The sequence below is a fragment of the Nonomuraea terrae genome, from assembly GCF_044465245.1.
Lineage (GTDB): Bacteria > Actinomycetota > Actinomycetes > Streptosporangiales > Streptosporangiaceae > Nonomuraea > Nonomuraea terrae.
This window is the reverse complement of sequence record NZ_JBITLL010000002.1, coordinates 929,820-953,009: the sequence shown is the minus strand read 5'-3', so window position 1 is coordinate 953,009 and position 23,190 is coordinate 929,820. Positions and strand designations below refer to the sequence as shown.

Here is a 23,190-nt window from a genome sequence, read left to right as displayed (position 1 = left end):
TTCCCCCCAACGAGGACCTCCGTGACCGTCTGAACGTCAATGCGCCCTTCGAGGACATGGAGATCCACGACATGGTGGCGGGCGTTCGCCGCCCCATGCGGCGCGGGATGCCGGTTCACCTCAATTCGGGGGCGGTGTCGAGTACGGCCTGGAGAGAGGCCTCGAGGATGTCCACGCCGGTGTGGAGGTCGTCCTCGGTGATCGTGAGGGGCGGGGCGATGCGGAAGATGCCCCCCATTCCGGGCAGCTGGACGATGTTCATGTGCAGGCCTCGTTCGAGGCAGGCCGCGGTGACCGCGGTGCCCAGCGCGTCGGCGGCCGCCTTGCTCTTCTTGTCCTTCACGAGCTCCACACCTTGGAGCAGGCCACGGCCGCGGACGTCACCGACGACCTCGTAGCGGTCGCGCAGCGCCAGCAGCCGGTCGGCGAGCCGGCCGCCCAGCCGCGCGGCGCGTTCGACGAGCCCGTCCCGGTCGATGACGTCGAGGACCGTCAGCGCGACGGCGGCCGCCAGCGGGTCGGAGACGTGCGTGGTGTAGAAGAGGAACCCCCGCTCGTGGCAGACCTGCTCGATCTCTCCGGAGGTGACGACGGCCGCCACGGGCAACCCGGCTCCGAGGGTCTTCGACAACGTCAGGATGTCCGGGGTGACCCCGTCGCGGTCGAACGCGTACATCGTCCCGGTGCGGCCGAGCCCGGTCTGCGCCTCGTCGAGGATGAGCAGCATCCCGCGTTCCTCGCACATCTCCTTGAGGCGACGCAGATAGCCGGGCGGCAGGTCGATGATCCCGCCCGAGGACAGGATGGGCTCGGCGAGGCAGGCGGCGAGGCTTCCGGCGGACTGCTGGTCGACCAGGGCGAAGCCGTAGGCGAGCTCGGCCTCCCAGTCGTATGACCCGTCGGGGGACCGGAAGGGCGAGCGGTAGGCGTTCGGCGTGGGCAGAACGAGGTTCCCCGGCGCCGGCGGGCCGTAGCCGCGCCGCCCGGCCGAGAAGGTCGCGGAGGCCGCCCCCTGGGTCATGCCGTGCCACGAGCGGTCGAAGGAGACGATCTCGTAGCGGCCGGTGAAGAGCTTGGCCATCTTGATCGCGGCCTCGTTCGCCTCGGCCCCTGTGGTGAGCAGCAACATCTTGCTCAGCTCGGAGGGCAGGGTCGCGGTGAGCCTGTCGGCGAGCTCCAGCACCGGAGTGCTGAGCATGCCGCTGTAGAGGTGACCCAGCGACGCGACCGCGGACGAGACCGTCGCCACGATGTCCGGATGCGCGTGGCCGAGGATGGCGCTCATCTGCCCGGAGGTGAAGTCGAGAATCGGCCTGCCCTGGCGATCGAAGACATGCGCACCGCAGGCGCGTTCGATGACCCGAGGGGTGAAGCCGGCTCCGTAGCGGACCAGGAGGCGGTCCGCCTCGTCCCAGAATGTCGTGTCCATCGCCAACCCTCTCTGGCCGAAATGTCGTGATGCCATCTTCGATCGGGCGCATGAGTCGTCACAAGCAAACACATGCGGCCCAACGTTCGGCATTGCCTTACGGTTGGCGTCATGCTGAACCCGCGACGTCTCGCGATCCTGCGCGCGGTCCTGGAGGCCGGGTCGATCAACAAGGCGGCCAGAAACCTCAGCTACGCGCCTGCGACGGTCAGCCAGCACATGGCCGCCCTGGCGAGGGAGACCGGGCTGATCCTGTTCGAGAAGCAGGGGCGCGGCATCGTTCCCACCGATGCCGCACATCACCTGGCGGATCAGGCCCAGTCGCTCCTCGCCGACTTCGGACGCCTCGAACGCGTCGTCGCGGACCTGCGGGGCGGTCAGGCGCAGCACCTGGCGATCGCCTGCTTCGCCTCCGCGGCCGAACGGTGGATCCCGGACGTCGTGCGGGCCGTCCGCCGGCACCAGCCGAACCTCACCGTCGAGATCAGCCTCAACGAGCCCGTCGACGGGCGCGGCCGCCGGCGACCGGACCTCGACATCCGGACGGAGCCCGCCGACGGAGCCGAGGTGCACCTCGACGGCTACCGGCGTCACGAGCTCACCGTCGAGCGACTCGTCGTCGTGCTCCCCGGTACGCACCCGCTCGCCGATGCTCCCGAACTCGCTCTGCGCGACCTCGAAGGCGAGCCCTGGGTAGATCACGACATCTACGACAGCCCGATCGGGCAGATCATCCAGAACGCGTGCAGGGCCGCCGGATTCACGCCGCGCTACGCGGCCCGCCTGGACGACCATCGGGCGGCGCTGCGGCTGGTGGCGTCGGGCATCGGGGTCACCGTCCTGCCGCGCCTGGCCGTCGCGGAGCTGCCCGGCGGACTCGTCGCCAGACCCGTGGTCCGCCCCGCGGTCCTGCGGCGCATCGTCGTCCACGCCCGCCGGGATCGTCGCCGCGGCGACCTCATCGCCCACGCGGTGGCGCGACTGCGCGACAGCGCTGCCCGACCGGATTGACGGCAGGGGGGTGAGATGCCCGGATATGCCAATGGTCACGCCAAGCGGCGATCAGGATCCGGCCATGAACGCGGTCGTCCGGCCCTCGGGTGCCTATCGTGGGCGATATGACCGGTTTGGGAGGTTGGTGGTCCAGGTCATCGCGGAGCGGAGCCTGCTGAGCCGTGCCCAGCGATGACCGGACCGCCCGACAGTGCGCCTCAGCGCTGGACGAGGTGCTCGGCGAGGCCGTTCGCGCGACGGGTGCGCACATCAGCGTGCTCTACCTCATGGCCGACAGGGGTGAACTGCTGCTCATGGACGCGGAGATGGGCCTGCCCGCCCAGATCGCCAGGCCGTGGACCAGGGTCAGGCTGAACGCCGCGGCCCCGGCGACGGTCGCCGTCCAACAGCGCCGCCTCGTATGGGTTCCCGACCACGAAGAGATGGCCCGCCGCTATCCCTCGACCGCCCTGGCCCTGCCGTACCGCTTCGCCGTGGCCTCGGCCCCGATCGAGAGCGGGGACCATGTGTGGGGCTGCTGGTCGCTGCTCTGGCCGCAATCGCGCCCCCGTGAGCTCACCCCCCACGAGTTGGAGGTCATCACCCTGAGCTCCAAGAAGATGGCCGACCTGCTGGAGCAGGCGGCCGAGAGCGGACATCCCGTGCGGCCCGCCGGCATGCCCCGCGTCATCCCTCCCATGCGGAGACGGGAGCCGGACCCCGGAATTGCGAGCGCCGCCTCCGACTACGTCGACCGCCTGCGCGAGGGGTGCGTCACGCTCGACCTGGAAGGCCGCATCACGTTCGTCAACCCCATGGCGGCCGAACTCCTCGGCGGCGACGTGACCGAACTGCTGGGAAAGCTCCTGTGGGAGGTGACGGCCTGGCTCCAGGAGCCCCTGTTCGAGGACCGCTGCAGGGCCGCGGTGGTCAGCCAGGAGGTCACCTGCTGCGTGGCGCACCGGCCGGACGGCCGCCGCCTGGAATTCCAGCTCTTCCCGGATCCGACCGGCATCAGCCTGCGCCTGACCCTCGCCCCGCCGGAGGAGGCGGCACCGCCGCATCCTCCGGTGTTCGGCGCCCGCGACCTGTCGAGAGAAGATGTCTTCTATAACTTCGTCCCGTTCGCGGCGGCACTGACCCGGGCGCTCAAGGTGCAGGAGATCATCGATCTGTTCGCCGACCACATCATGCCCGTTGTCAAGGTCCAGGCGATGGCGGTGGTGATAGCCGAGGGCGGCAAGCTGAAGATCGTCGGCTCCTGCGGGTACGACCGCGAGGTGCTGGACCGGTTCGACGGCGTGCCGCTGGCCCTGCCCACACCGGCCGAACGCGTCATGCGCACCGGCGAGCCCGCGTTCTTCTCCAGCCCGGACGAGCTCCGGCAGCTGTACCCGTACGCCGCGCAGCATGACCGGATGTCGTCGTGGGCGTTCCTGCCCATCGGCGGCTCGGACGGCACGGCCGGCGCCTGCGTGCTCGCCTTCGACGAGCCCCGCTCGTTCACCGGCGAGGATCGTGCCGGCCTCACCACGTTGACCGAGCTGATCTCCCAGGCCCTGGATCGCGCCCTGCTCTACGACGCCAAGGAGCGACTGGCCCACGGTCTCCAGGAGACGCTGCTGCCGCGACGGCTGCCCGAGATACCCCGCCTGGCGGCGGCGGCCCGGTACCTGCCCGCCACCCACGGCGTGGACATCGGCGGCGACTTCTACGACCTCATCCGCCTGGACGACACGGCCATGGCGGTCATCGGCGACGTCCAGGGGCACAACATCACCGCCGCCGCGCTCATGGGTCAGGTACGCACCGCCGTCCGCACCCACACCGCCGCCGGCGTCGGCCCCGGCGAGGCGCTCACGTACACCAACCGGCTGCTCATCGAGACGGAGACCGAGCTGTTCACCAGCTGCCTGCTCGTCCACGTCGACCTGCGGCTGCGCACGCTCCGCGCGGCGAGCGCCGGCCACCCGCCGCCGCTGCTGCGTCCGCCGAACGCGCCGGGAGAGGTCATCGACGTGCCGGTCGGACCGCCTCTGGGCGTGGACGACGGCGCCTGTTATCCCACCCTCGTAGTGCCGTTCCCGCCCGGCGCCCTGCTGGCGCTGTACACCGACGGGCTCGTCGAGACGCCCCGCGGCGACCTCGACCAGGCCATCGGCGCGCTCGCCGGCCTGCTCACCGGCGCGGCCGGCCGGCCGCCGCAGGAGCTCGCCGACATCCTGCTCAACCACGCGCCGCACACCGCACAGCGCGCCGACGACATCGCCCTGCTGGTCCTCGAACACTTGGTGTGACGCCGGCCGGTTCGTGAGCTCAGGTTTTGCGGGCTCAGGTTTTGCGGGCTCAGGTTTTGCGGGCTCAGGGTTTGCGGGCCACGCCGCAGACCGCGCTGATTACGGTGGCCGGTTCGTCCCAGCGGTCGGGATCGGGGTGCCACTCCGGCGTCGGCACCACGCCGGGCTCCACGACTTCCAGACCGGTGAAGAAATCGGCGATCTGCTCGGGGCTGCGGAGCTGGTAGCTGTTGGCGGCGTTCCGGTTGTAGGCGGTGACGGCCTCGATCAGGGCGGGGTTGGTGTTCGTCCCGTCGCTCAGCACCAGGTAACTTCCGGACGGGAGAGGACGCATGAGCCGTTCGACGATGCCGCGCGGGTCGTCGTCGTCCGTCACCTGCCCGGCGATGCTGAGCATCATGACCGCTATCGGCCGGGTGAAGTCCAGCGTCCTCGCGGCCTGCTCCAGGATGAGGTCCGGCCGGCGGACATCCGAGTCGACGTAGTCCGTGGCGCCCTCGGGGGTGCTGGTGAGCAGGGCCCGGGCGTGCGCCAGCACGATGGGGTCGTGGTCGACGTACACGACGCGCGTTTCGGGCGCGATGCCCTGGGCGACCTCGTGCGTGTTGTTCGCCGTGGGCAGGCCGGTGCCGATGTCCAGGAACTGCCGGATACCGGCTTCCTGGACGAGATGGCGGACGGAGCGGATGAGGAATTCGCGTTGCAGCCGCGCGACCATCGCGAAGTCGGGGAACAGCCGCAGCAAGGTCTCGCCGGCCTCGCGGTCCACCGGGAAGTGGTCCTTGCCTCCGAGAAGGAAGTCCCATACCCGGGCGGAGTGGGGCACGGTGGTGTCGACACGGGCCCAGGCGGACGCCTCGGCATCGCTGTCACGCATGGTAAGACCATCCCATATCAAGATCGAATACTTGTTTCGACACTATCGCACCATTGTGCCGTCCATCACGACCTTGATCGATTTCCCCGGCGCCGGCACGTCAGGACGGCACCACCATCGGGGTGCCGGCGACCGGGTCGGGGACCACGACGCAGCTGAGTCCGAAGACCTTCTCGACCAGCTCCGCGGTGATCACCGCGCTCGGCGCGCCCTCGGCGACGATGGCGCCGTCCGCCATCGCGATGACGTGGTCGCAGAAGCGGCAGGCGAGGTTGAGGTCGTGCAACACGAGCAGGATCGTCTTCCCGGACTCCGCGTTCAGCCGGCGCAGCAGGCGCAGGAGCTCCACCTGGTGGTTGATGTCCAGGTAGGTCGTGGGCTCGTCGAGCAGCAGCAGGTCGGTGTCCTGGGCGAGCGCCATCGCCACCCAGACGCGCTGCCGCTGCCCGCCGGACAGGTGCCGCAGCGGCCGGTTCACCAGGTCCGCGGTGCCGGTGGCGTCGAGGGCACGTGCGACGGCGTCGTCGTCGTGTCCGGTCCACCGGCGGAACCAGCCCTGGTGGGGGTAGCGGCCGCGGCCGACCAGGTCGGCGACGGTGATGCCGTCGGGCGCGACGGGGGTCTGCGGCAGCAGGCCGAGCACCTTGGCCACCTCATGGGTGCTCAGCTCGGTCATCGCCTTCCCGTCGAGGTACACGGCGCCGTGGCGCGGCTTGAGCAGCCGGGCCAGGCCGCGCAGCAGCGTGGACTTGCCGCACGCGTTCGCCCCCACGATCGCGGTGACCTTCCCGGCCGGGATCTCGACGTCGAGGCCGGTCACGATCGCCCGATCGTCGTAGCCGAGGGTCAGGTCGTCGGCGCGCAGTCGGGTCATCCGCCGTCTCCTTGCCGGTTCGTGGTGGCCAGCAGCCACAGCAGGTAGGGTGCGCCGACCGCGCCGGTCACCACGCCGGTGGGCAGCGGCGCCGGCAGCAGGTGGACGGCGACGAGGTCGGCGGTGAGCAGCAGCACCGCGCCGGCCAGCGCCGCCGGCACGATTCCGCCCGTGGCGGGCCCGAGCAGCCGGTTGGCGATCGGCCCGGCGACGAGCGCGACGAAGACGATCGGGCCGGCCACCGCGACGGCCAGGGCCACCAGCGCGACCGCGGTGGCGAGCAGGCCGGCGCGGCTGAGCTCGGTCCGGAGGCCCAGCGCCCGAGCGGTGTCGTCGCCGAGTTCGAGCGCGCGCAGCTGCCGCCGCAACACGAGCGCGACGGGCAGGAGGAACACCAGAGCGCCGAGGAGGAGCCGCAGCTCGCCGGCGCCGGCCTGGCCGACGGAGCCGGTCAGCCAGTGCACCGCCTGCCTGGCCTCGGACAGCCGCGCCCTGGTCAGCATGTAACCGATGAGGCCGTCGAAGAAGAGCGCGACGCCGATGCCGATGAGAATGAACCGGTAGCCGGCGACCCCGTCGCGCCAGGCGAGCACGTACATCAGCAGGGCGGCGACCACGGCGCCGCAGAGGGCGAGCCCGCTGACGACCGGCCCGCCGGCCTGCAACAGCACGATCCCGGTGACCGCCGCGAACCCCGCGCCGGAGGTGATGCCGACGAAGTCGGGGGAGGCCAGGGGGTTGCCCAGCAGCTGCTGGAAGATCGTCCCGGCGGCGCCGAGGGCGAGACCGACCGCCAGCGCGGACGCCGCGGTGGGCAGCCGCAGCTCCCGGACGACGAAGTCGACGCTGGGGTCGTCGCGCAGGTGCAGCACCGAGGCGACGACCTCCGCCGCCCCGAGCCGGAAGCTGCCCACCATCATGGTGAGCACGAACAGCGCACCGGCGGCGGCGCCGAGCGCGCTCGTCACCACGAGCGCGCGTACGGCCCGGCGGCGCCGGGTGATCCGGAACGTGCCGGCGGTGGCGGGTGTGGTCGCCGTCATGCTCACGCCTCCGACAGCCGGCCGTAGCGGACGATGCCGACGAAGGCCGGCGCCCCGAGCACGCCGAGGACCACGCCGACCTGCAGCTCGTCGGGAGCGGCCACCACCCGGCCCAGCACGTCGGCCAGCAGCAGCACGATGGGGGCCAGCAGCATGGAGTACGGCAGGATCCAGCGATGGTCGGGGCCGCAGACGAACCGCGCGACGTGCGGGACGACCAGCCCGACGAAGACGATCGGCCCGCAGGCGGCCGTGGCCGCCCCGGCGAGCACCGCGACCACGCAGAACGCCGCCGCCCGCGTCCGGGTGACGTGCTGGCCGAGGCCGCGGGCCAGGTCCTCGCCGAGCGCGAGCCCGTTGAGGGCGCGCCCGAAACCCAGCGAGGCGATCAGCCCCAGGACGAGGAACGGCGCGACCCCGGCCAGGATCGGCGCGTACCGCCCGGCGAGCGATCCCACCTGCCAGAACCGCAGCTCGTTCAGCGCGTCGACGTTCGTCATCACGATCCCGGTGGTCACCGACGTCAGGCCCGCGGTGACGGCCGCGCCGGCCAGGGCGAGCTTGACCGGGGTGGCGCCCTCCCGGCCGAGCGACGCGATCGCGTACACCAGCACGAGGGCCGCGATCGCCCCGGCGAAGGCGAACCAGACGTAGACGCCGGCGCCGCGTACGCCGAGCACCGTGATCGCGAAGACCACGAAGACCGCCGCGCCGGAGTTGACGCCCATGATCCCCGTGTCGGCCAGCGGGTTGCGCGTGACGCCCTGCAGGATGGCGCCGGCCACGCCGAGCGCGGCGCCCGCCAGGATGCCCAGCAGCGTGCGGGGCACGCGCAGCCGCAGCGTCACCGTGCTGTCGATCGACCCGCCGGCGTCCAGGCCGCCCAGGGCGCGCAGCACCTCAGGCAGGCCGATCGAGCGCGAGCCGAGGGTGACGCTGAGGAAGGCGACCAGGGCGAGCACCAGGAACAGCACGGCGAGCCCGGGTCCGAGGGCGGAGGCCCGGCGTGTGACGTAGGTGGGGTTGCTCATCGGGGGTGGTCAGTCGCCGATGCCCGGGTCCGCGACCTTGATCGCGTCTGTCAGTTTCTCCAGCTCGGCGGCGAAGTGGCCGTACGTGTGCAGCCAGTACGCCGGCCACGCCACGACCGCCCCCGCCTCGGCCGCCTTGATCTTGAACCAGGTGGGCTGCTTCTTCCCCCACTCGGCGTTGGCGGTCGGCTGGAAGCTCCGGCCGTCCCACAGGATCAGGTCGGGCTGGTACTTGTCGGCGTTCTCCCAGCTCAGGTTCTCCCAGTACGGAAAGCCGGGGTCGGGGCTGTCCGGATTGATCACCTTCAGCCCCCAGCGTTGGAGATCCAGCAGCTCGGGGGCGTACCTGGGGTTGGCGACGTACAGCTTGTCGTCGGCGGGCGACATCGCGGCCACGGTGAGGCCTGGCTCGGCCGCGACCGCCTGCTTGAACGCGGTGACCGCCGCGTCGAACCCCTTCTTGTTCGCGGCGATCTCCGGGGCGTCGACGTCGGCGCCGAGGCTCCTGGCGAGGTCCTCGTACCCCTCGGCCAGGTCGACGATCGACTCGCCCTGCGCGACTCCCACGACCGGCGCGAGCTCGGCGAGCTTCTTGCTCTTCTCGTCGACGCCCTCCTCCAGACCGCTGTGCGCCTTCTCCGCCGGCCACCAGTCGCCGACGATCAGGTCGGGACGCAGGGCCGCGGCCTTCTCCACGTCGATCTTCCCCCACTCCTGGCCCAGGATCTCGATGCCGGTGAGGTCGAGATCCTTCAGGTTCGGGTCGGTCTTGACCGACTCGTCGGCGTAGACGCCGACCGGCTTGATGCCGAACGACATCAACGCGGCGGCCTCGCCCGCGTGCGCGATGATGCGCGTCGGGGTCCTGACCGCCGTGACGACCTTGCCGGAGCCGTCGGTGAACGACCATGAGCCGGTGGTCGCCGCGCCGGTGGTGTTCGCGGCGCCGCAGGCGGTGAGCGCGACGCTCAGGGCGGTGAGCAGCAGGAGCGGGGGCCGTGCGCGCATGGCGGAGTTTCCGTTCTCGTACGAGGTGAACCCCAGGGGTGAGTTAGGTAAGGCTAACCATACTTACGCTTCTTTTGCCAGCCGTGGATCTGAGGATGCGGATCTTGTAAGGTTAGCCTTTCCTTATTTGGGCGGAAGGGGCGATGCCTCGGTGGAGGAAGCGCTGATCACGTCGTACGAGAGCACGGAGCGGTGACGCCCATGACCGGCCGCCGGATCATGGCGCGCGCGGTGACGCGCAACCGCCGGCGGCTGAGCGCGGGCATCGGCCTGACCAGCCTGCACCAGGTGTGCGAGTCGCTGGTGCCGATCCTCATCGGGGTGATCGTCGACCAGGCGATCGGCCCGGGTGACGCCGGCGCCCTGGTGGTGTGGCTGGCGGCCCTCGCCGCGTTGTTCACCGCGCTGACCCTGGCGTACCGCTTCGGCGCGCGACAGCTGATGCTCGCGATCGCCGACGAGGCCCACCTGCTGCGCGCCGAGGTGGCCGCCAAGATCATGCACCCGCGCGGCATCAGGACCGACCGGCGGGCGGGTGATCTGCTCACCGTGGCCACGACCGACACCGACAACACCTCCTACCTGCTGGACTACGTGCCGCGCATCGCGGGCGCGGTGACCGCGACCGCGGTGAGCGCGGTCGCGCTGCTCGTGATCGACGTGCGCCTGGGGCTGGCCGTGCTCGCCGGGACGCCGCTGGTGCTCCTCGCGCTGCAGGTCGCCGCGCCCGTCATCACCAGGCGGGTGACCGAGCAGCAGAACCTCGCGGGAGAGGCCACGTCCCTGGCGGCCGACCTGGTCGGCGGGGTGCGCCCGCTGCGCGGCATCGGCGCGGAGCACGCCGCCGCCGCGCGGTACGACGAGGTCAGCAGGCGCTCCCTGCGCGCCGCACTGCGCGCGGCCCGCACCCAGGGCTGGTACCTGTCCGCCTCCACGGCCGGCGGCGCGCTGCTGGCGGGCGGCGTCGCGATCCTGGCCGGATGGTTCGCGCTGAACGGGCGGATCACGGTCGGCGAGCTCATCACCGTCATCGGTCTCGCGCAGTTCCTGATGGAGCCCGTCGGGATGCTCACCCTCATGCCCAGCCGGCTCGCCGAGGCCAAGGCGTCGGCCTGCCGGGTGGCCGCGGTCCTGGACGCCCCGGCGCTGCTTCCCGAGGGCGCGGAGACGCTCGACGGCACCCGCCCCGAGCTGGAGCTGCGCGCGCTCAGGTACGGCACGCTCGACGGCGTGGACCTGCGCGTGCGCCCCGGCGAGTTCGTCGGGGTGGTGGCGCACCGGCCCGCCGACGGGGAGGCGCTCGTCACGATACTCTCCGGGCGGGTGGCGCCGGAGGAGTACGAAGGCGAGGTCCTGCTCGGCGGCACGCGCCTCGCGCGTCTCGACCCGGCGGACGCCCGCCGGACGATGCTGGTGGAACCACACCTCACAGACCTCTTCACCGGAACGATCGAGGAGAACGTCACCGCCGGCGGGCCGCTGGACGCGCAGGCGCTGGCCGCCTCGGCGGCCGACCAGGTCGTCCGCGCCCATCCCGGCGGCCTCGCGCACGTCGTCGCGGAGCGGGGCGCCGGCCTGTCCGGCGGGCAGCGGCAACGCCTGGCGCTGGCCCGCGCGCTGACGGCGCGTCCGCCGATCCTCGTGATGCGCGACCCCACCACCGCCGTGGACGCGGTGACCGAGCACGAGATCGCCCGCGGGCTGCGGGCGCTGCGCCATCCCGGTCCCGGTGCGTTCACCACCGTGATCGTGACGAGCAGCCCCTCCTTGCTCGCCCTGACGGACCGGGTCGTGGTCCTCGACGGCGGCCGGGTCGCCGCCGAAGGCACCCACGCCGAGCTGGCCGTCACCGATGACGACTACAACCGGATGGTGCTGCGGTGACCGGACCCGATCAGCCGCCGGCCGGGCAGGACCGGCTCCCCGTCGCCGGCGGACGCCGGACCTGGGCCTGGCTGCGCCGCCGGTTGGGCGCTCAATGGACGGGCGTCACGTGGGCCGCGCTGGTGGGGGTCCTGGGCGCCGCCACGTCCGTGGTTCCGGCGTACGCCCTGGGCACGCTCGTGGACCGCGTCAGGGAGCACGCGCCCGCCTCGGCGCTCGTCGAGATCGCGGCCGTGATCGTGGTCGCGGCCGTCGCCGGGGGAGTGGCCACGGGCGCGGGCACGTACCTGATCGGCCGGGTGTGCGGGCATGTGCTCGCCGACCTCAGGGAGCGCACCGTGGCCCGCGCGCTCTCCCTGCCGGTCACGACGCTGGAACGGGTCGGCAAGGGAGACCTGCTGGCCCGGGTGAGCACCGACGTCGCGTCGATCGGCAAGGCCGCGACCAGCGTCGTCCCCTCGCTGATCTCCGCCTTCCTGCTGGTCGTGCTGAGCCTCGCCGCGATGGCCGGGCTCGACTGGCGGCTCGGGCTGGCCGGAGCGGTCGCGATCCCGCTCTACGTCGCGGCGCTGCGGTGGTACCTGCCACGCTCCGCACCGAAGTACGCCGGCGAACGCCGTGCCGTCGGCGACAACGCGCGATTGCTGGCGGAGAGCATGCAAGGCGTCCGGACGGTGCACGCCTACCGGCTGGAACAACGCCGCCTGCACGACATCCATCAGGCGTCGCACCAGGTGCGCGACATCGCCGTGTCGGTCTTCACGTTGTTCACCCGCTTCGTCGGCCGCGTCAACCGCGCGGAGTTCTTCGGGCTGGCCGTGATCCTCGTGGCCGGCTTCCTCCTCGTGCGCGACGGGTCCGTCACCGTCGGCCAGAGCGCCGCCGCCGCGGTCCTGTTCCACCGCCTGTTCAACCCCATCGGCATGCTGCTGTTCACCTTCGACGAGGTGCAGGCCGCCGGGGCGAGCCTGGCCAGGCTCGTCGGCGTGATCGACCTCGCGCCCGCCGCGGCTCCGGCCGCCGGCGGCGACCCGGGGGAGCCGGCGGACGCCTCCATCCGGCTGTCCGGCGTGCACTTCCGCTACGACGGCGGGCCGGAGGTGCTGCACGGCGTCTCCGTCGACGTGGCCGCGGGCGCCCGGGTCGCGCTGGTCGGCTCGACGGGCGCGGGCAAGTCCACGCTCGCGGCCATCGCGGCGGGCATCCTGCGGCCCGGCGGCGGCGCCGTGCGCGTCGGCGGCGTGGCGCTCCCGCCCGACCGCCTGCGCGCGCGGGTGGCCATCGTCACCCAGGAGATCCACGTCTTCGCCGGCCCGCTGATCGAGGACCTGCGGCTGGCGCGGCCAGGCGCCTCGCGTGAGGAGGTCCGCTCCGCGCTGGCCGTCGTCGGCGCGCTGGAGTGGGCGACTGCCCTCCCCGACGGCCTCGACACGGTGGTCGGCGAGGGCGGCCACGAGCTGACCACGGCCCAGGCCCAGCAGCTCGCCCTCGCCCGCCTGGTCCTCGTGAACCCTCCGATCGCCGTCCTGGACGAAGCCACCGCTGAGGCGGGCAGCCTGGGCGCCCGCACGCTGGAGGAGGCCGCGGCCGCGGCGACGCGCGGACGGACCACCCTGATCGTCGCCCACCGCCTGACCCAGGCCGCGACCGCCGACCGGGTGGTCGTCCTGGAGCACGGCCGGATCGTGGAGGAGGGCACGCATCAGGACCTGCTCGCCGCGGGCGGCCGGTACGTCGAGCTCTGGCGCGCCTGGGAGGCGCACACCCCCACGTCCGCGTCACGCCAGGCGCCTCAGCGCGCGAACCTCGTACGCACGCCGGAGCGCTCGAAGTCATAGACCGTGTTGTTGACCCGGAGCCCGTCGACCGCGCCGACGAACCGGTTGTCCCGGCCCTTGGAGAACCCCAGGCTGAGGCTGACCACCGCGTCGGGCAGCCGGGTCTTGAGATCGGCGAACGAGCACGGCGTGGCCTGGGTGCAGCCGATGGCCGTCCCGGTGGCTCCTGTGGCGTACCACCTGCTTCCGGTCGCGGACGCGTCGTACCGCTGCCAGACGTTGGGGAGGCGGGTCGCCGGAGCGGACGGGCCGGTGGAGGTGTCGGGCAGGTAGACGAGGCTCGTGTAGTCCGCGGTGCCCACCTGGGGATCGGCCTCGATGGTGATGTTCGGCAGGCTGACCCCGGCCAGGGAGTCGACACCCGCGAACACCCAGTACCCCAGCGTGCGGATGGTGGAGAGCCGATCGTTCGCGAAGATCGTCTCGTTGCCGTACGCGATCTTGTCGTTGCCGCTGCCGACGATGATGCCGAGGCTGCCCTGACCGTAGGGCGGCGCCTGGGTGGCCGCGAACGCGGTGCCGGTGCGCCCGTAAGGGCCGTCGCGAAGGACCGCGTTCGGCCCGCCCAGGGTGTTGCGCCCGATGACGCCCCACCGCCCGCTGGGGAGGAGTGCCGCCGCGGTCGCCTGGGCCTTCGCGGGGGCGGAGTCGGCCGCCCCCGGTTGTGCGTCGCGGCCGTACGCCGACTGAGGTGCGGCCATCAGCGTGGCCGCGCCGATGAGGATGAGGCCGGACAACATTTTCGATTTCTTCACTAATCGCCCCGTAAAAGGAAATATCCACTAATGGCTTGCATATCGGACATATGATTTTCAGTCCGATGGAGATCGCGGCCCGTGTCATATCCTGCGCGGAAGGCGGCCAATCGCGATGGATGCCGATTTGGTGAGGATCTTAACGGCGCTGGTCATCGGTGAGGGTGCAGGTCGAGCCGTCCGCGGGGCGTGCGTTCACCTTTGCGCCTTTCGATGGCCATCGGTGGGCCCTGGCCTCCTCGATGTCAAAGGTCGAGTACCAGGTCGGCCTCCGGCCTGGCGCAGCAGATCAGGACCTCGCCGGCGGCGGGCGGTTCCAGCGGGTCCGGGGAGTAGTTCACGTCCCCGGCCAGGATCGGCGTGGCGCAGGTGTGGCAGACGCCGGTACGGCAGGACCAGCGCGTCGGCACCGCGCAGGCGTCGGCGAGATCCAGTACGGACCGGTAGCGGGGCGACCAGCGGACCGACAGCCCGCTGCGGGCGAACGTGATCAGCGGTCCCGTGCCCGGCTCGCCCGGCGGCTGGTGGGGAGGCGTGGCGGTGCCGGGCGTGACGCCCGGCGTGATGGGGGCGAGCGCGCCGAACAGCTCGGTGTGGATGCGGCCGGCCGCGAGGCCGACGGCCAGGAGCATGTCGCGCACGGCGCTCATGAAGGACACCGGCCCGCACAGGTAGGCGGTGGCGTCTGCGGGGACGCCGAGCGCCCGCAGGCTCTCCGACGTGGGCCGGCCGTGGTGGACGACCCCTCCTGGGCCGGCCTCGCCGGCTCCGGCGGCGGTGTAGAAGATGTGTTCGTGCGCGTCCGGGAGCGAGGTCAGCAGGGTGTGGGCCTCGCGGGCGAAGGCGTGCTCGGTGCTGTGCCGTGCGGTGTGGATCCACCAGACGGGGCGTTCGGCATGCTCGGCGGCGAGCCGGTGCAGCATCGCCATGACCGGCGTCGCCCCGATGCCCGCCGAGACGAGGAGCACGGGGCCGGTGCCCGGGGCGAGGACGAAGTCGCCACGTGGGGCCGCGACCTCCACCACGGCGCCGACCCTCAGGGACTCGTGCAGATATCGGCTGACGTGGCCGAGCTCCTCGCGCTTGACGCTCACCCGGTAGGCGGGGGCGCCGGGCGGTGAGGAGAGGGAGTAGCTGCGCACCGGTGCGGGGTCGCCGATGCCGCCGATCCGGAGCGTGAGGTACTGCCCGGCCCCCGCCACGGGCAACGGCTCCCCACCGTCCGCTTCGAGGTAGAGGGAGAGCACCGACGGGGTCTCCCTGGCGATCCTGCTCACCCGCATCGGGCGGAAGCCCGTCCAGCCCTCGGGGCGCGGCGCCGCCGGACCGCCGGCGGCCATGGCCTCGAAGGAGCTCCGCCAGCCGGGGCTCAGGGCCGGGACGGCGAGTGCTCTGCGCAGAGTGTCGGGGTCGTGGCCGGGCAGGTAGAGCAGGGCGTCGATGTCGGCGACGGTGAGCGCGCCAGGACCGGTCCTCGTCCGTACGATGGCGTCGCCCGCCTGGATCCTTCCCTCGGTGAGGACCCGGAGGTAGAAGCCGGGGCGGTGGTGGGAGACGAGGAGGGCGGGCAGCTCGGGCTCGCCCAGGCGCAGCCCGACCCGGTAGCAGGTGACGCGGGGCTGGGTGACCTCGAACTCGGCCTCGCCGATGCGGTAACGGTCGCCGATGCACACCTCGTCGTCGGGCAGCCCGTCGACGGTGAAGTTCTCCCCGAACTGGCCGTACTCGAAGTCGGCCCGCCCGAAGTATCGCTGCCAGTAGTGGTAGGACTGGATCTGGTAGACGAGCACGGCCCGTTGCTCACCGCCGTGTCCCTGCAGGTCGCCCTGGCCGTCACCGTCGATGTTGAGCCGCCTGGCCATCCGCGGGCCGGTGACCGCGTGCTTCCACACGCCGGTGCGCACAGTCCTGCCCTGCCAGGACACCTCCTTCGGCATCCCGACGTTCACCGACAACAGCTTCGCCGTCATAGGGGCCGATCACCGCGATGACTTCACGCGATTTCCTTCCTTTCGTACCTCCGTTCCACTCTAGCCATCCGGCACTGGTGAGTTCGCTGGTAGGCGGGCGGCGGACGGCCCGCCGTGGTGGTCGTCGCGCCAACATCGCGGCGGCGGTGCGTCAGCGGATCAGGGAGCAGGCGTACAGGCCGCCGCCCTCGGTGTACGGACGATGAATCCGGCTGTTCGTCCTTATGTCTATACAAATAAATGATATTGAGGTACAACCGGGGCGAGCCCGTTGGTCTTGGAGGTGTCCTATGAGACGTACCCCGATCGTGCTGGCCCTGCTGGGCGCGCTCGCCCTCACCGGCTGCTCCTCCGGAGGGCAGAGCGCGCAGAGCGCCGCCCCGCCCGCCTCCTCCGCCCCCGCCGGGAGCGGCGCCACCTTCGCCGTCATCACCCACGGAGCCGCCGGCGACTCCTTCTGGGACGTGGTCAAGAACGGCGCCGAGGCCGCGGGCAGTCAGTACGGCGTGACGGTCACCTACCAGGGCGACGGCGACCCGGCCAGGCAGTCGCAGCTCATCGACCAGGCCGTCTCCCAGCAGGTGGACGGCATCGTGGTCTCCATGGCCAACCCCGACGCGCTGCGCGAGGCCGTCGGCGGGGCCGTCGCGGCGAAGATCCCGGTGGTGACCATCAACTCGGGCGCCGACTCCTCCAAGGCGTTCGGCGCGCTCACCCACGTCGGCCAGTCCGAGGACGTCGCCGGGCGCGGCGCGGGCGAGCAGCTGAAGGCCGCCGGCGTCACCAAGCTGCTGTGCGTCGTCCACGAGGCCGGCAACATCGGCCTCGACCAGCGCTGCCGGGGCGCCGAGGAGACGCTGGGCGGCACGGTCGAACGGCTCCAGGTCGACGTGAGCAACCTGGCCGACGTCACCTCCAAGGTCACCGCGACGCTGCAGTCCGACCAGCAGGTCAACGGCGTGCTCGCGCTCAACCCGGCCATCGCGGTCGCCGCCAGGGACGCCATCAGGGACTCCGGGTCGCCGGCCAAGCTGGCCACGTTCGACCTGTCGGCCGACGTGGTGACGGCGATCCAGGACGACGAGATCCTGTTCGCCGTCGACCAGCAGCAGTACCTCCAGGGCTACCTGCCGATCACGTTCCTCAACCTGTACAAGAACAACCTCAACACCGTCGGCGGCGGCCTGCCGGTCAACACCGGGCCCGGATTCGTCACCAAGGACAACGCCGAGCAGGTGGCCAGGCTGGCGGAGGCGGGTACGCGATGACGACGGCCCCCGCGGAGGCCGACGAACGGGTGGCCCACGTCGGCCTAGCCCGCCGCCTGCTCATCAGGCCCGAGCTCGGCGCGGTGGTCGGGCTCGTGGCGGTGTTCACGTTCTTCGCCTCGCAGTCGCCGGTGTTCCGGTCACCGGCCGGCATCGCCAACTGGCTCGACCCGGCCGCCACGCTCGGCATCATGGCGGTCGCGGTCGCGCTGCTCATGATCGGCGGCGAGTTCGACCTGTCGGCGGGCGTGCTGACCGGCACCAGCGGGCTGATCCTCGTCACGCTCGCCACCCGCTTCGGGTTCGACGTGTGGTCGGCGATGCTCGTCGGCCTGATCGTCGCGCTGGCCGTCGGATTCGCCAACGGAATGATCGTCACCAGGACGAAACTGCCCAGCTTCATCGTGACGCTGGGCACGTTCCTCATGCTGCAGGGCGTGAACCTCGGCGTCACCAAGGCCATCACCGGCACCGTCCAGGTCAGCGGCCTGCGCCGGGCCGAGGGGTACGACGGCGCCGCGGCCATCTTCGCCGGGACGATCCAGGTCGGCGGCACCTCGTTCCGGGTGGCGATCCTGTGGTGGATCCTGGTGACCGCCGTGGCGACCTGGGTGCTGATGCGCACCCGCCCCGGCAACTGGATCTTCGCGGTGGGCGGCAACGAGCAGGCCGCCCGCGCGGTCGGCGTGCCGGCCGCCCGGACGAAGATCGCGCTGTTCATGACGACCGCGTTCGCCGCCTGGCTGGTCGGCTCGATCCTGGCGCTGCGCTACACGTCGGTGCAGGCCAACATCGGCATCGGGCAGGAGTTCATCTACATCATCGCCGCCGTGATCGGCGGCTGCCTGCTCACCGGCGGGTACGGCTCCGCCATCGGCGCCGCGTTCGGCGCGGTGATCTTCGGGATGGCCGACAAGGGCATCGTCTTCCTGGGCTGGGACGCCGACTGGTTCACGTTCTTCCTGGGTGCGATGCTGCTGCTGGCCACGCTGGCCAACCGCCTGGTCAGGCGGTACGCCGAGGAGGTGAAGCATTGATCCTCGAGACCCGCGGCATCGGCAAGACGTTCGGCTCGGTGCTGGCGCTGCGCGACGTGTCGGTGGGGGTGGCGGCCGGCGAGGTCACCTGCGTGCTCGGCGACAACGGCGCCGGCAAGTCCACCCTCATCAAGATCCTGTCGGGGGTGCACCAGCACGACGCGGGCACGTACCTCGTGGACGGCCGGGAGGTGCGCTTGTCCAGCCCCCGCGACGCGCTGGACCGCGGCATCGCCACCGTCTACCAGGACCTCGCGATGATCCCGCTCATGTCGGTCTGGCGGAACTTCTTCCTCGGCTCCGAGCCGCGCAAGGGCCTCGCCTTCGACGTCGCCAAGGCCCGCCGGGTGGCCCGCGAGGAGCTGCGCGCCATGGGCATCGACATCCGCGACGTGGACCAGCCGGTCGGCACGCTGTCCGGCGGCGAACGCCAGTCGGTGGCCATCGCCCGCGCCGTCCACTTCGGCGCCCGCGTCCTCATCCTCGACGAGCCCACCTCGGCGCTCGGCGTCAAGCAGGCCGGGGTCGTGCTGCGCTACATCGCCCGCGCCCGCGACCGAGGGCTCGGCGTGGTCTTCATCACCCACAACCCGCACCACGCCTACCCGGTCGGCGACCGGTTCCTGCTGCTCAAACGCGGCACCACCCTCGGCCAGTACGCCAAACAGGACATCACCCCGCAGGAACTGACCGCTCTCATGGCCGGCGGGGCGGAGCTGGAGGAGCTGGCGCACGAGCTGAGACGCGAGTGAGTTTGGTGGAGTTTTGACCGATTCTGGCGGTCACTGGGAGGTAAGGTCAGGGAACGAACACCTCGGCACGCCGAACCAGGAAGAGCCGGGGGATCACCATGGCCACGACGATCAGCGACCGGGTCGTGCTGGGGCGGGCGGTGGGGCGGCCCGCCGATGGCGAACGTCCCTTATCTCACGCGCCGCGCCGTAGCACGACGCGCCCGCTTCGTACCCGGCCCCACCGCATCGGCGTACGCGGCCGCCCACGGGGCCGCCCAGGGGGCCGGCCGCACGAACGCCCACTCGCTTCACCATCTGGCGGACGCCGCCTCCGGAGGCCGACACGCGTGCTCGCGTGCGCCCGCCCCGGGCTGCTTCATCCCGAACGGGCGGCATCGCGCCGCCCCGTGGGTGCGCACACACCCCTTCCGGCCGGCGACACCGGCCGGCTCCCCTCGACCGACCACAACCCCGGCGTGGAGATGTGGCGCGATGTGCGGCCATCGCCGTTATTACACCGTGGCGTCCCGCGCCCGTCCGCCCGGAGCTGACTCCCGGAGCGACGGGGCGCGGGTGAGAGCTCCGGGCCGGTCTCCCTGGCGGGTGCGGCACGCCAGGGCGGCCGGCCCGGGCACGATTCCAGGACACGAGCCGGCGTGATCCTCGGCGTCGTCCTCGGCAGGACGGGCCCTGTCCTGGTCGCGGTCGTGGACGGCGTCCCCGCCTGGCCCGTCGCCAGGGCCGCCGCCCGTACGGCCGAGCGCGCCTGCGTGGCGCTCGACCTGAGCCGCTCGCGTACGGCGCCCGTCGCGGCGATCCGCGTGGGCGGGGCGTGCCCCGAGGCGCTGCGCCCGGTCGTGAGCCGCGGCGTGGCCACCATCGTGCGCGGCGGCCACGGCGTGACGGGCCGGCCGCTCGCGCCCCTGGACACCGAGGCGGTACGGCGCTTCGCCGCCACCTGCGGCCTGGCCGACTTCGCCGTGACCGCCACCGGCTCCACCATGCTGGCCGACCACGAGCTGGAGGTCGCCGCCGCGATCACGGCCGAGGTGCCGGACGCCCGCATCACCCTGTCGTACGAGTTCGGCCACCCGGGACTGCGCGAGCGCGAGGCCGACGCCATCCGCAACGCGGGGCTCGGCTCCGAAGCCGGGCGCATCGCCGACGAGGTGGCGAGAGAGCTGCCCGGCGTGCCGGCGTACTTCGCCCGGTCGGGCCGCGGCCTCGTGTCGGCGCACTACTTCCGCCGCTATCCGCTGGCCTGCTACCGGGGTGCCGCCGCGAGCCTGGAACGCGGCCGGGCCGCCCTCGGCGTGCCGGTCCCCGACGACGAGGCGGCGGCGTACGGCGCGACGCTCGGACGGCCGGAGGCGCAGGTCGAGCGGATCGTGCAGGCGCGGGGACAGGCGGAGCTGGACCGGGAGCTGCAGCGCGCCCGCGACGAGGCGCTCACCCGCGTGGTCAGCGCGGGGGCCGCGCCGGGCTCGGCCAGGATCGCGGAGACGACGGTGAACCCGATGTCGTATTTGCCCGACGGGTTGTACCGGGTGCGGGTCATAGGGGAGGGGGCCACGCCGTGAGCCGGTTGATCGGCCTCGACGAGCTGGGCCGGTTCTCGGCGGGCGCGCGGGTGTTCGCGACAGGGGCCGGTGACTCCCCGTACCACCTGGCGCTCGACTGGGCCAGGTCGGTGGCGGGGAAGGGCGTCGAGCTGGTGACGGCGGGGGAGCTGAAGCCGGAGACCCTGTGCGTCGCGGTCAGCCTGGCGGGCTCCACGACCGCGCTGGGCGAGCACCTGCCCCGCGGCGACGAGCCCGAGCGGGCCGTACGCGCCCTGGAGCGCCGGCTGGGGGAGCGGGCCGGGGCCGTGGTGGCGCTGAACCTGGCGGCCGAGAACGCGCTCGTCCCCCTGATCGCCGCCGCCATGCTGCGGCTGCCGCTGGTGGACGGCGACGGCTCCGGACGGGTGTTCCCGCTGGTGGAGCAGACCACGTACGCGCTGGGCGGGATGAGTCCTGCCCCGCTGGCGCTGGCGGGCGGCTCGGGCGAGCTGATCCTGCTGGAGACGGAGGCCGGGCGGGTGGAGGAGCTGCTGCGTCCCGTCGTGCTGGCGGTCGGAGGGTGGGCGGTCGTGGCCTGCTATCCGATGGCGGCGGCCGACCTGGCGCGGGTGCTCGTCCCCGGGACGGTCAGCCTGCTGGTCCGCGCCGGGACGCCTGGTGCGCCGCGGTCGGCGGCGGCGCCGTTCGGGGTGCGGCGGCTGTGCCGCGGACTGATCCTGTCCGTGGAGGGCAGCACGGGGCACGACGCCGAGGTGTCGCTGCCGTCGCAGCCGTCCAGCATCGTGCTGCGCGAACCGGACGGGATGCGCCGCCTGGTACGGCTGGAGGCGCACAACGAGATCGTGCTCGCCCTGGCCGACGGGGCCGTGGTGGCGACCGTACCGGACCAGATCTGCATGATCTGCACGGGCGACGGCATGGTCGTCGACGTCGACGAGGCCCGGCCCGGCCTGGAGGTGGACATCATGGTCGTCAAGGCGGCCCCGGTGTGGCACACCGAGCGCGGGCTGGCGCTGGGCGGCCCGCGCGCGTTCGGGATCGCGCTGTGACCGGGGTACGGGCGCCGGGCTGGGAGGCGCCGGTCACGGTGACCGAGCTGGTCAACGCCGGCACCCTCGCGGGGGCCCGCATGTACGGCGCGGGCGAGAACCCGGTGCGCGGCGTCCGCATCGTGGACGAGCTGTCGGTCCTCGGGACGGTCGCCCCGCACACCGCGGTGGTGCTCATCGGCACGGCCGCCAGCGGCGGCTGGGCAGTGGAGATGGCCATGCGCCGGGCCTGGGAACAGGCGGCGGCCTGCGTGATCGCGCCCTCCGCAGGGCTGAGCGAGAGCTCCGGGGAGGTGCTGGCGGAGCGGCTCGGCATCACGCTGATCTTCGTGGACGAGGATCCGCTGCTCGTCGCCGTACGGGTCGCCTCGGCGGCCTCGCGCCCGGACGCGGCCCGCATGCAGCTCGTCGCCCGCTGCGCCACGAGGCTCGCCGAGGCCGGGACGTCGGCCCGCCGGGTCCTCGGCGTGCTGAACGCCGAGCTTCCCGGCACGTCGGTGGCCTTCCTGGACCGCCACGGCCTGCTCCTGGCGGGCCGCCGCGACGCCGCCGCGGGCGGCCGGCCTGAGGGCGAGGAGACCATCGGCGGGTGGTCGGCGCAGGCGGAGGTGCCCGACCAGGAGGGCGGCGTGCTCGGCACGCTGGTGGCCGGCGGCTCGTCCCGGTCGCCGGGGTGGCCGTCGGTGGTGCGTACCGTGCTGAGCCTGGCGGTGGCGCCGCTGACCGCGTGGGCCGCGCGCGAACGGCTGCGGGCCAGCCGGGACTTCGCCCGGCAGGCGTCACTGGCCGAACGCCTGCTCGCCGAGGCCGCCACCACGGAAGCCGATCTCGCGTCGGCTGACGGGACCGCGTCCGCGTCCGCGACGGCCGTCCCTGAGGAGTCGGCCGGGGCCGTCAGGATGGCGGCGGTCGCGCTGGGCTGGCCGGTGCGCGGGCCGCTCACCGGCTACCAGGTGCGCCCGGCGTCCGGGGCAGGGGACGCGGCCCTGGCGCAGACGCTCATCACCGCCGCACTCGGCCAGGTCCCGGTGACCGTCCGGGGCGAGGGGTGGGCGGGCTGGTCGGCGCTCGACCCCGCCGAGCTGACCGTACGCCTCGAACGCTGCCTCCCGACGATGCCGTGGCCGTGCTCCGCCGGCGTCGGCGCGCAGGTGCCGGGGCTGGAGGCGGCCGGTGAGTCGCTGACCGGCGCGGAGGCGGCGGCCGCCATGGCCGGCCCGGGCACGGTGGCCAGGGCGGACGAGATGGGGCCCGCCGAGCTGCTCGGCGCGCTGCCCTCGCGGGCGCTGCGAGCGCCCGCCACCGTCATCCTGCGCCCGCTGCTCACGATCGACAGGGACGGCACGCTGCTGGAGACGCTGGCCGCCGTCCTGGACGAGGGCGGCGCGCTCAAGGCGGCCGAACGGCTGGGCGTCCACCGCAACACGGTCACCACCCGCCTGGACCGCATCAAGGCCGCCGGCTTCGACCTCGACGACCCCGCCACCCGCCTCGCCCTCCAGCTCGCCTGCCACGTCATGCTCAGATGAGCGTTCCTCGAC

18 protein-coding genes are annotated in these 23,190 nt (G+C 72.6%); 10 read left to right on the top strand and 8 right to left on the bottom strand.

The features are described 5' to 3' along the window. Positions 1–115: 115 nt before the first annotated feature. A complete protein-coding gene (locus ACIBP6_RS10840) occupies positions 116–1,429 on the bottom strand; it encodes an aspartate aminotransferase family protein (protein ID WP_397050936.1) in 1,314 nt (437 codons plus the stop codon). A 111-nt stretch (positions 1,430–1,540) separates the two neighbouring features. On the opposite strand from ACIBP6_RS10840, the gene ACIBP6_RS10835 reads away from it, so the two are divergent. Both ACIBP6_RS10835 and ACIBP6_RS10830 read left to right on the top strand, forming a co-directional pair. Further along, the gene (locus ACIBP6_RS10835; RefSeq protein WP_397050934.1) at positions 1,541–2,440 is read left to right on the top strand and encodes a LysR family transcriptional regulator; all 900 of its coding nucleotides are present in this window, start codon (positions 1,541–1,543) and stop codon (positions 2,438–2,440) included. Between the two features lie 164 nt (positions 2,441–2,604). Then, positions 2,605–4,719, top strand: coding sequence for a SpoIIE family protein phosphatase (locus tag ACIBP6_RS10830; protein ID WP_397050932.1), 2,115 nt, complete (start codon positions 2,605–2,607; stop codon positions 4,717–4,719). A gap of 64 nt (positions 4,720–4,783) precedes the next feature. Here the strand turns inward: ACIBP6_RS10830 and ACIBP6_RS10825 are convergent, their stop codons facing one another. The 5 genes from ACIBP6_RS10825 to ACIBP6_RS10805 form a co-directional block, all read right to left on the bottom strand. Next, entirely contained in the window at positions 4,784–5,596 is an 813-nt protein-coding gene (locus ACIBP6_RS10825) for an SAM-dependent methyltransferase (RefSeq protein WP_397050930.1), read from the bottom strand. A gap of 100 nt (positions 5,597–5,696) precedes the next feature. Continuing rightward, positions 5,697–6,470, bottom strand: a complete 774-nt coding sequence (locus tag ACIBP6_RS10820; protein ID WP_397050928.1) for an ABC transporter ATP-binding protein — start codon at positions 6,468–6,470, stop codon at positions 5,697–5,699. Next, positions 6,467–7,513 carry a FecCD family ABC transporter permease gene (locus tag ACIBP6_RS10815; RefSeq protein ID WP_397050926.1) on the bottom strand — a complete coding sequence of 349 codons (1,047 nt, stop codon included), beginning with the start codon at positions 7,511–7,513 and terminating at the stop codon, positions 6,467–6,469. The genes ACIBP6_RS10820 and ACIBP6_RS10815 overlap by 4 nt, the downstream gene beginning before the upstream one ends. 2 nt (positions 7,514–7,515) lie before the next feature. After that, positions 7,516–8,544 (bottom strand): FecCD family ABC transporter permease, encoded by a 1,029-nt coding sequence (locus tag ACIBP6_RS10810; RefSeq protein ID WP_397050924.1) that lies wholly within the window; start codon positions 8,542–8,544, stop codon positions 7,516–7,518. A 9-nt stretch (positions 8,545–8,553) separates the two neighbouring features. Then, the gene (locus ACIBP6_RS10805; protein ID WP_397050922.1) at positions 8,554–9,552 is read right to left on the bottom strand and encodes an ABC transporter substrate-binding protein; all 999 of its coding nucleotides are present in this window, start codon (positions 9,550–9,552) and stop codon (positions 8,554–8,556) included. Between the two features lie 201 nt (positions 9,553–9,753). On the opposite strand from ACIBP6_RS10805, the gene ACIBP6_RS10800 reads away from it, so the two are divergent. Next, a complete protein-coding gene (locus ACIBP6_RS10800) occupies positions 9,754–11,436 on the top strand; it encodes an ABC transporter ATP-binding protein (RefSeq protein ID WP_397051507.1) in 1,683 nt (560 codons plus the stop codon). Then, complete coding sequence (locus ACIBP6_RS10795) at positions 11,433–13,274, top strand: ABC transporter ATP-binding protein (protein ID WP_397050920.1); 1,842 nt, start codon at positions 11,433–11,435, stop codon at positions 13,272–13,274. Before ACIBP6_RS10800 ends, ACIBP6_RS10795 begins: the two co-directional genes overlap by 4 nt. On the opposite strand, the gene ACIBP6_RS10790 is transcribed toward ACIBP6_RS10795, so the two are convergent. Together ACIBP6_RS10790 and ACIBP6_RS10785 are read right to left on the bottom strand one after the other, a co-directional pair. Continuing rightward, on the bottom strand, positions 13,229–14,029 hold the full coding sequence (locus ACIBP6_RS10790) for a hypothetical protein (protein ID WP_397050918.1): 801 nt from the start codon (positions 14,027–14,029) through the stop codon (positions 13,229–13,231). The two genes, ACIBP6_RS10795 and ACIBP6_RS10790, sit on opposite strands and share 46 nt — an antisense overlap. Positions 14,030–14,274: 245 nt before the next feature. Next, on the bottom strand, positions 14,275–15,999 hold the full coding sequence (locus tag ACIBP6_RS10785; protein WP_397050916.1) for an MOSC domain-containing protein: 1,725 nt from the start codon (positions 15,997–15,999) through the stop codon (positions 14,275–14,277). A 290-nt stretch (positions 16,000–16,289) separates the two neighbouring features. On the opposite strand from ACIBP6_RS10785, the gene ACIBP6_RS10780 reads away from it, so the two are divergent. The 6 genes from ACIBP6_RS10780 to ACIBP6_RS10755 all read left to right on the top strand — a co-directional run bounded on the left by ACIBP6_RS10780 (position 16,290) and on the right by ACIBP6_RS10755 (position 23,178). Then, complete coding sequence (locus tag ACIBP6_RS10780; protein WP_397050914.1) at positions 16,290–17,267, top strand: sugar ABC transporter substrate-binding protein; 978 nt, start codon at positions 16,290–16,292, stop codon at positions 17,265–17,267. Then, positions 17,264–18,304: an ABC transporter permease gene (locus ACIBP6_RS10775; protein ID WP_397050912.1), complete on the top strand. Its 1,041-nt coding sequence runs from the start codon at positions 17,264–17,266 to the stop codon at positions 18,302–18,304. The genes ACIBP6_RS10780 and ACIBP6_RS10775 overlap by 4 nt, the downstream gene beginning before the upstream one ends. After that, complete coding sequence (locus ACIBP6_RS10770; RefSeq protein ID WP_397050910.1) at positions 18,301–19,056, top strand: ATP-binding cassette domain-containing protein; 756 nt, start codon at positions 18,301–18,303, stop codon at positions 19,054–19,056. Before ACIBP6_RS10775 ends, ACIBP6_RS10770 begins: the two co-directional genes overlap by 4 nt. Before the next feature lie 638 nt (positions 19,057–19,694). Then, positions 19,695–20,618, top strand: a complete 924-nt coding sequence (locus ACIBP6_RS10765; protein WP_397050908.1) for a hypothetical protein — start codon at positions 19,695–19,697, stop codon at positions 20,616–20,618. After that, the gene (locus tag ACIBP6_RS10760) at positions 20,615–21,649 is read left to right on the top strand and encodes a DUF917 domain-containing protein (RefSeq protein ID WP_397050906.1); all 1,035 of its coding nucleotides are present in this window, start codon (positions 20,615–20,617) and stop codon (positions 21,647–21,649) included. The genes ACIBP6_RS10765 and ACIBP6_RS10760 overlap by 4 nt, the downstream gene beginning before the upstream one ends. After that, on the top strand, positions 21,646–23,178 hold the full coding sequence (locus ACIBP6_RS10755; RefSeq protein ID WP_397050904.1) for a PucR family transcriptional regulator: 1,533 nt from the start codon (positions 21,646–21,648) through the stop codon (positions 23,176–23,178). Before ACIBP6_RS10760 ends, ACIBP6_RS10755 begins: the two co-directional genes overlap by 4 nt. The last annotated feature ends 12 nt before the right edge of the window (positions 23,179–23,190 follow it).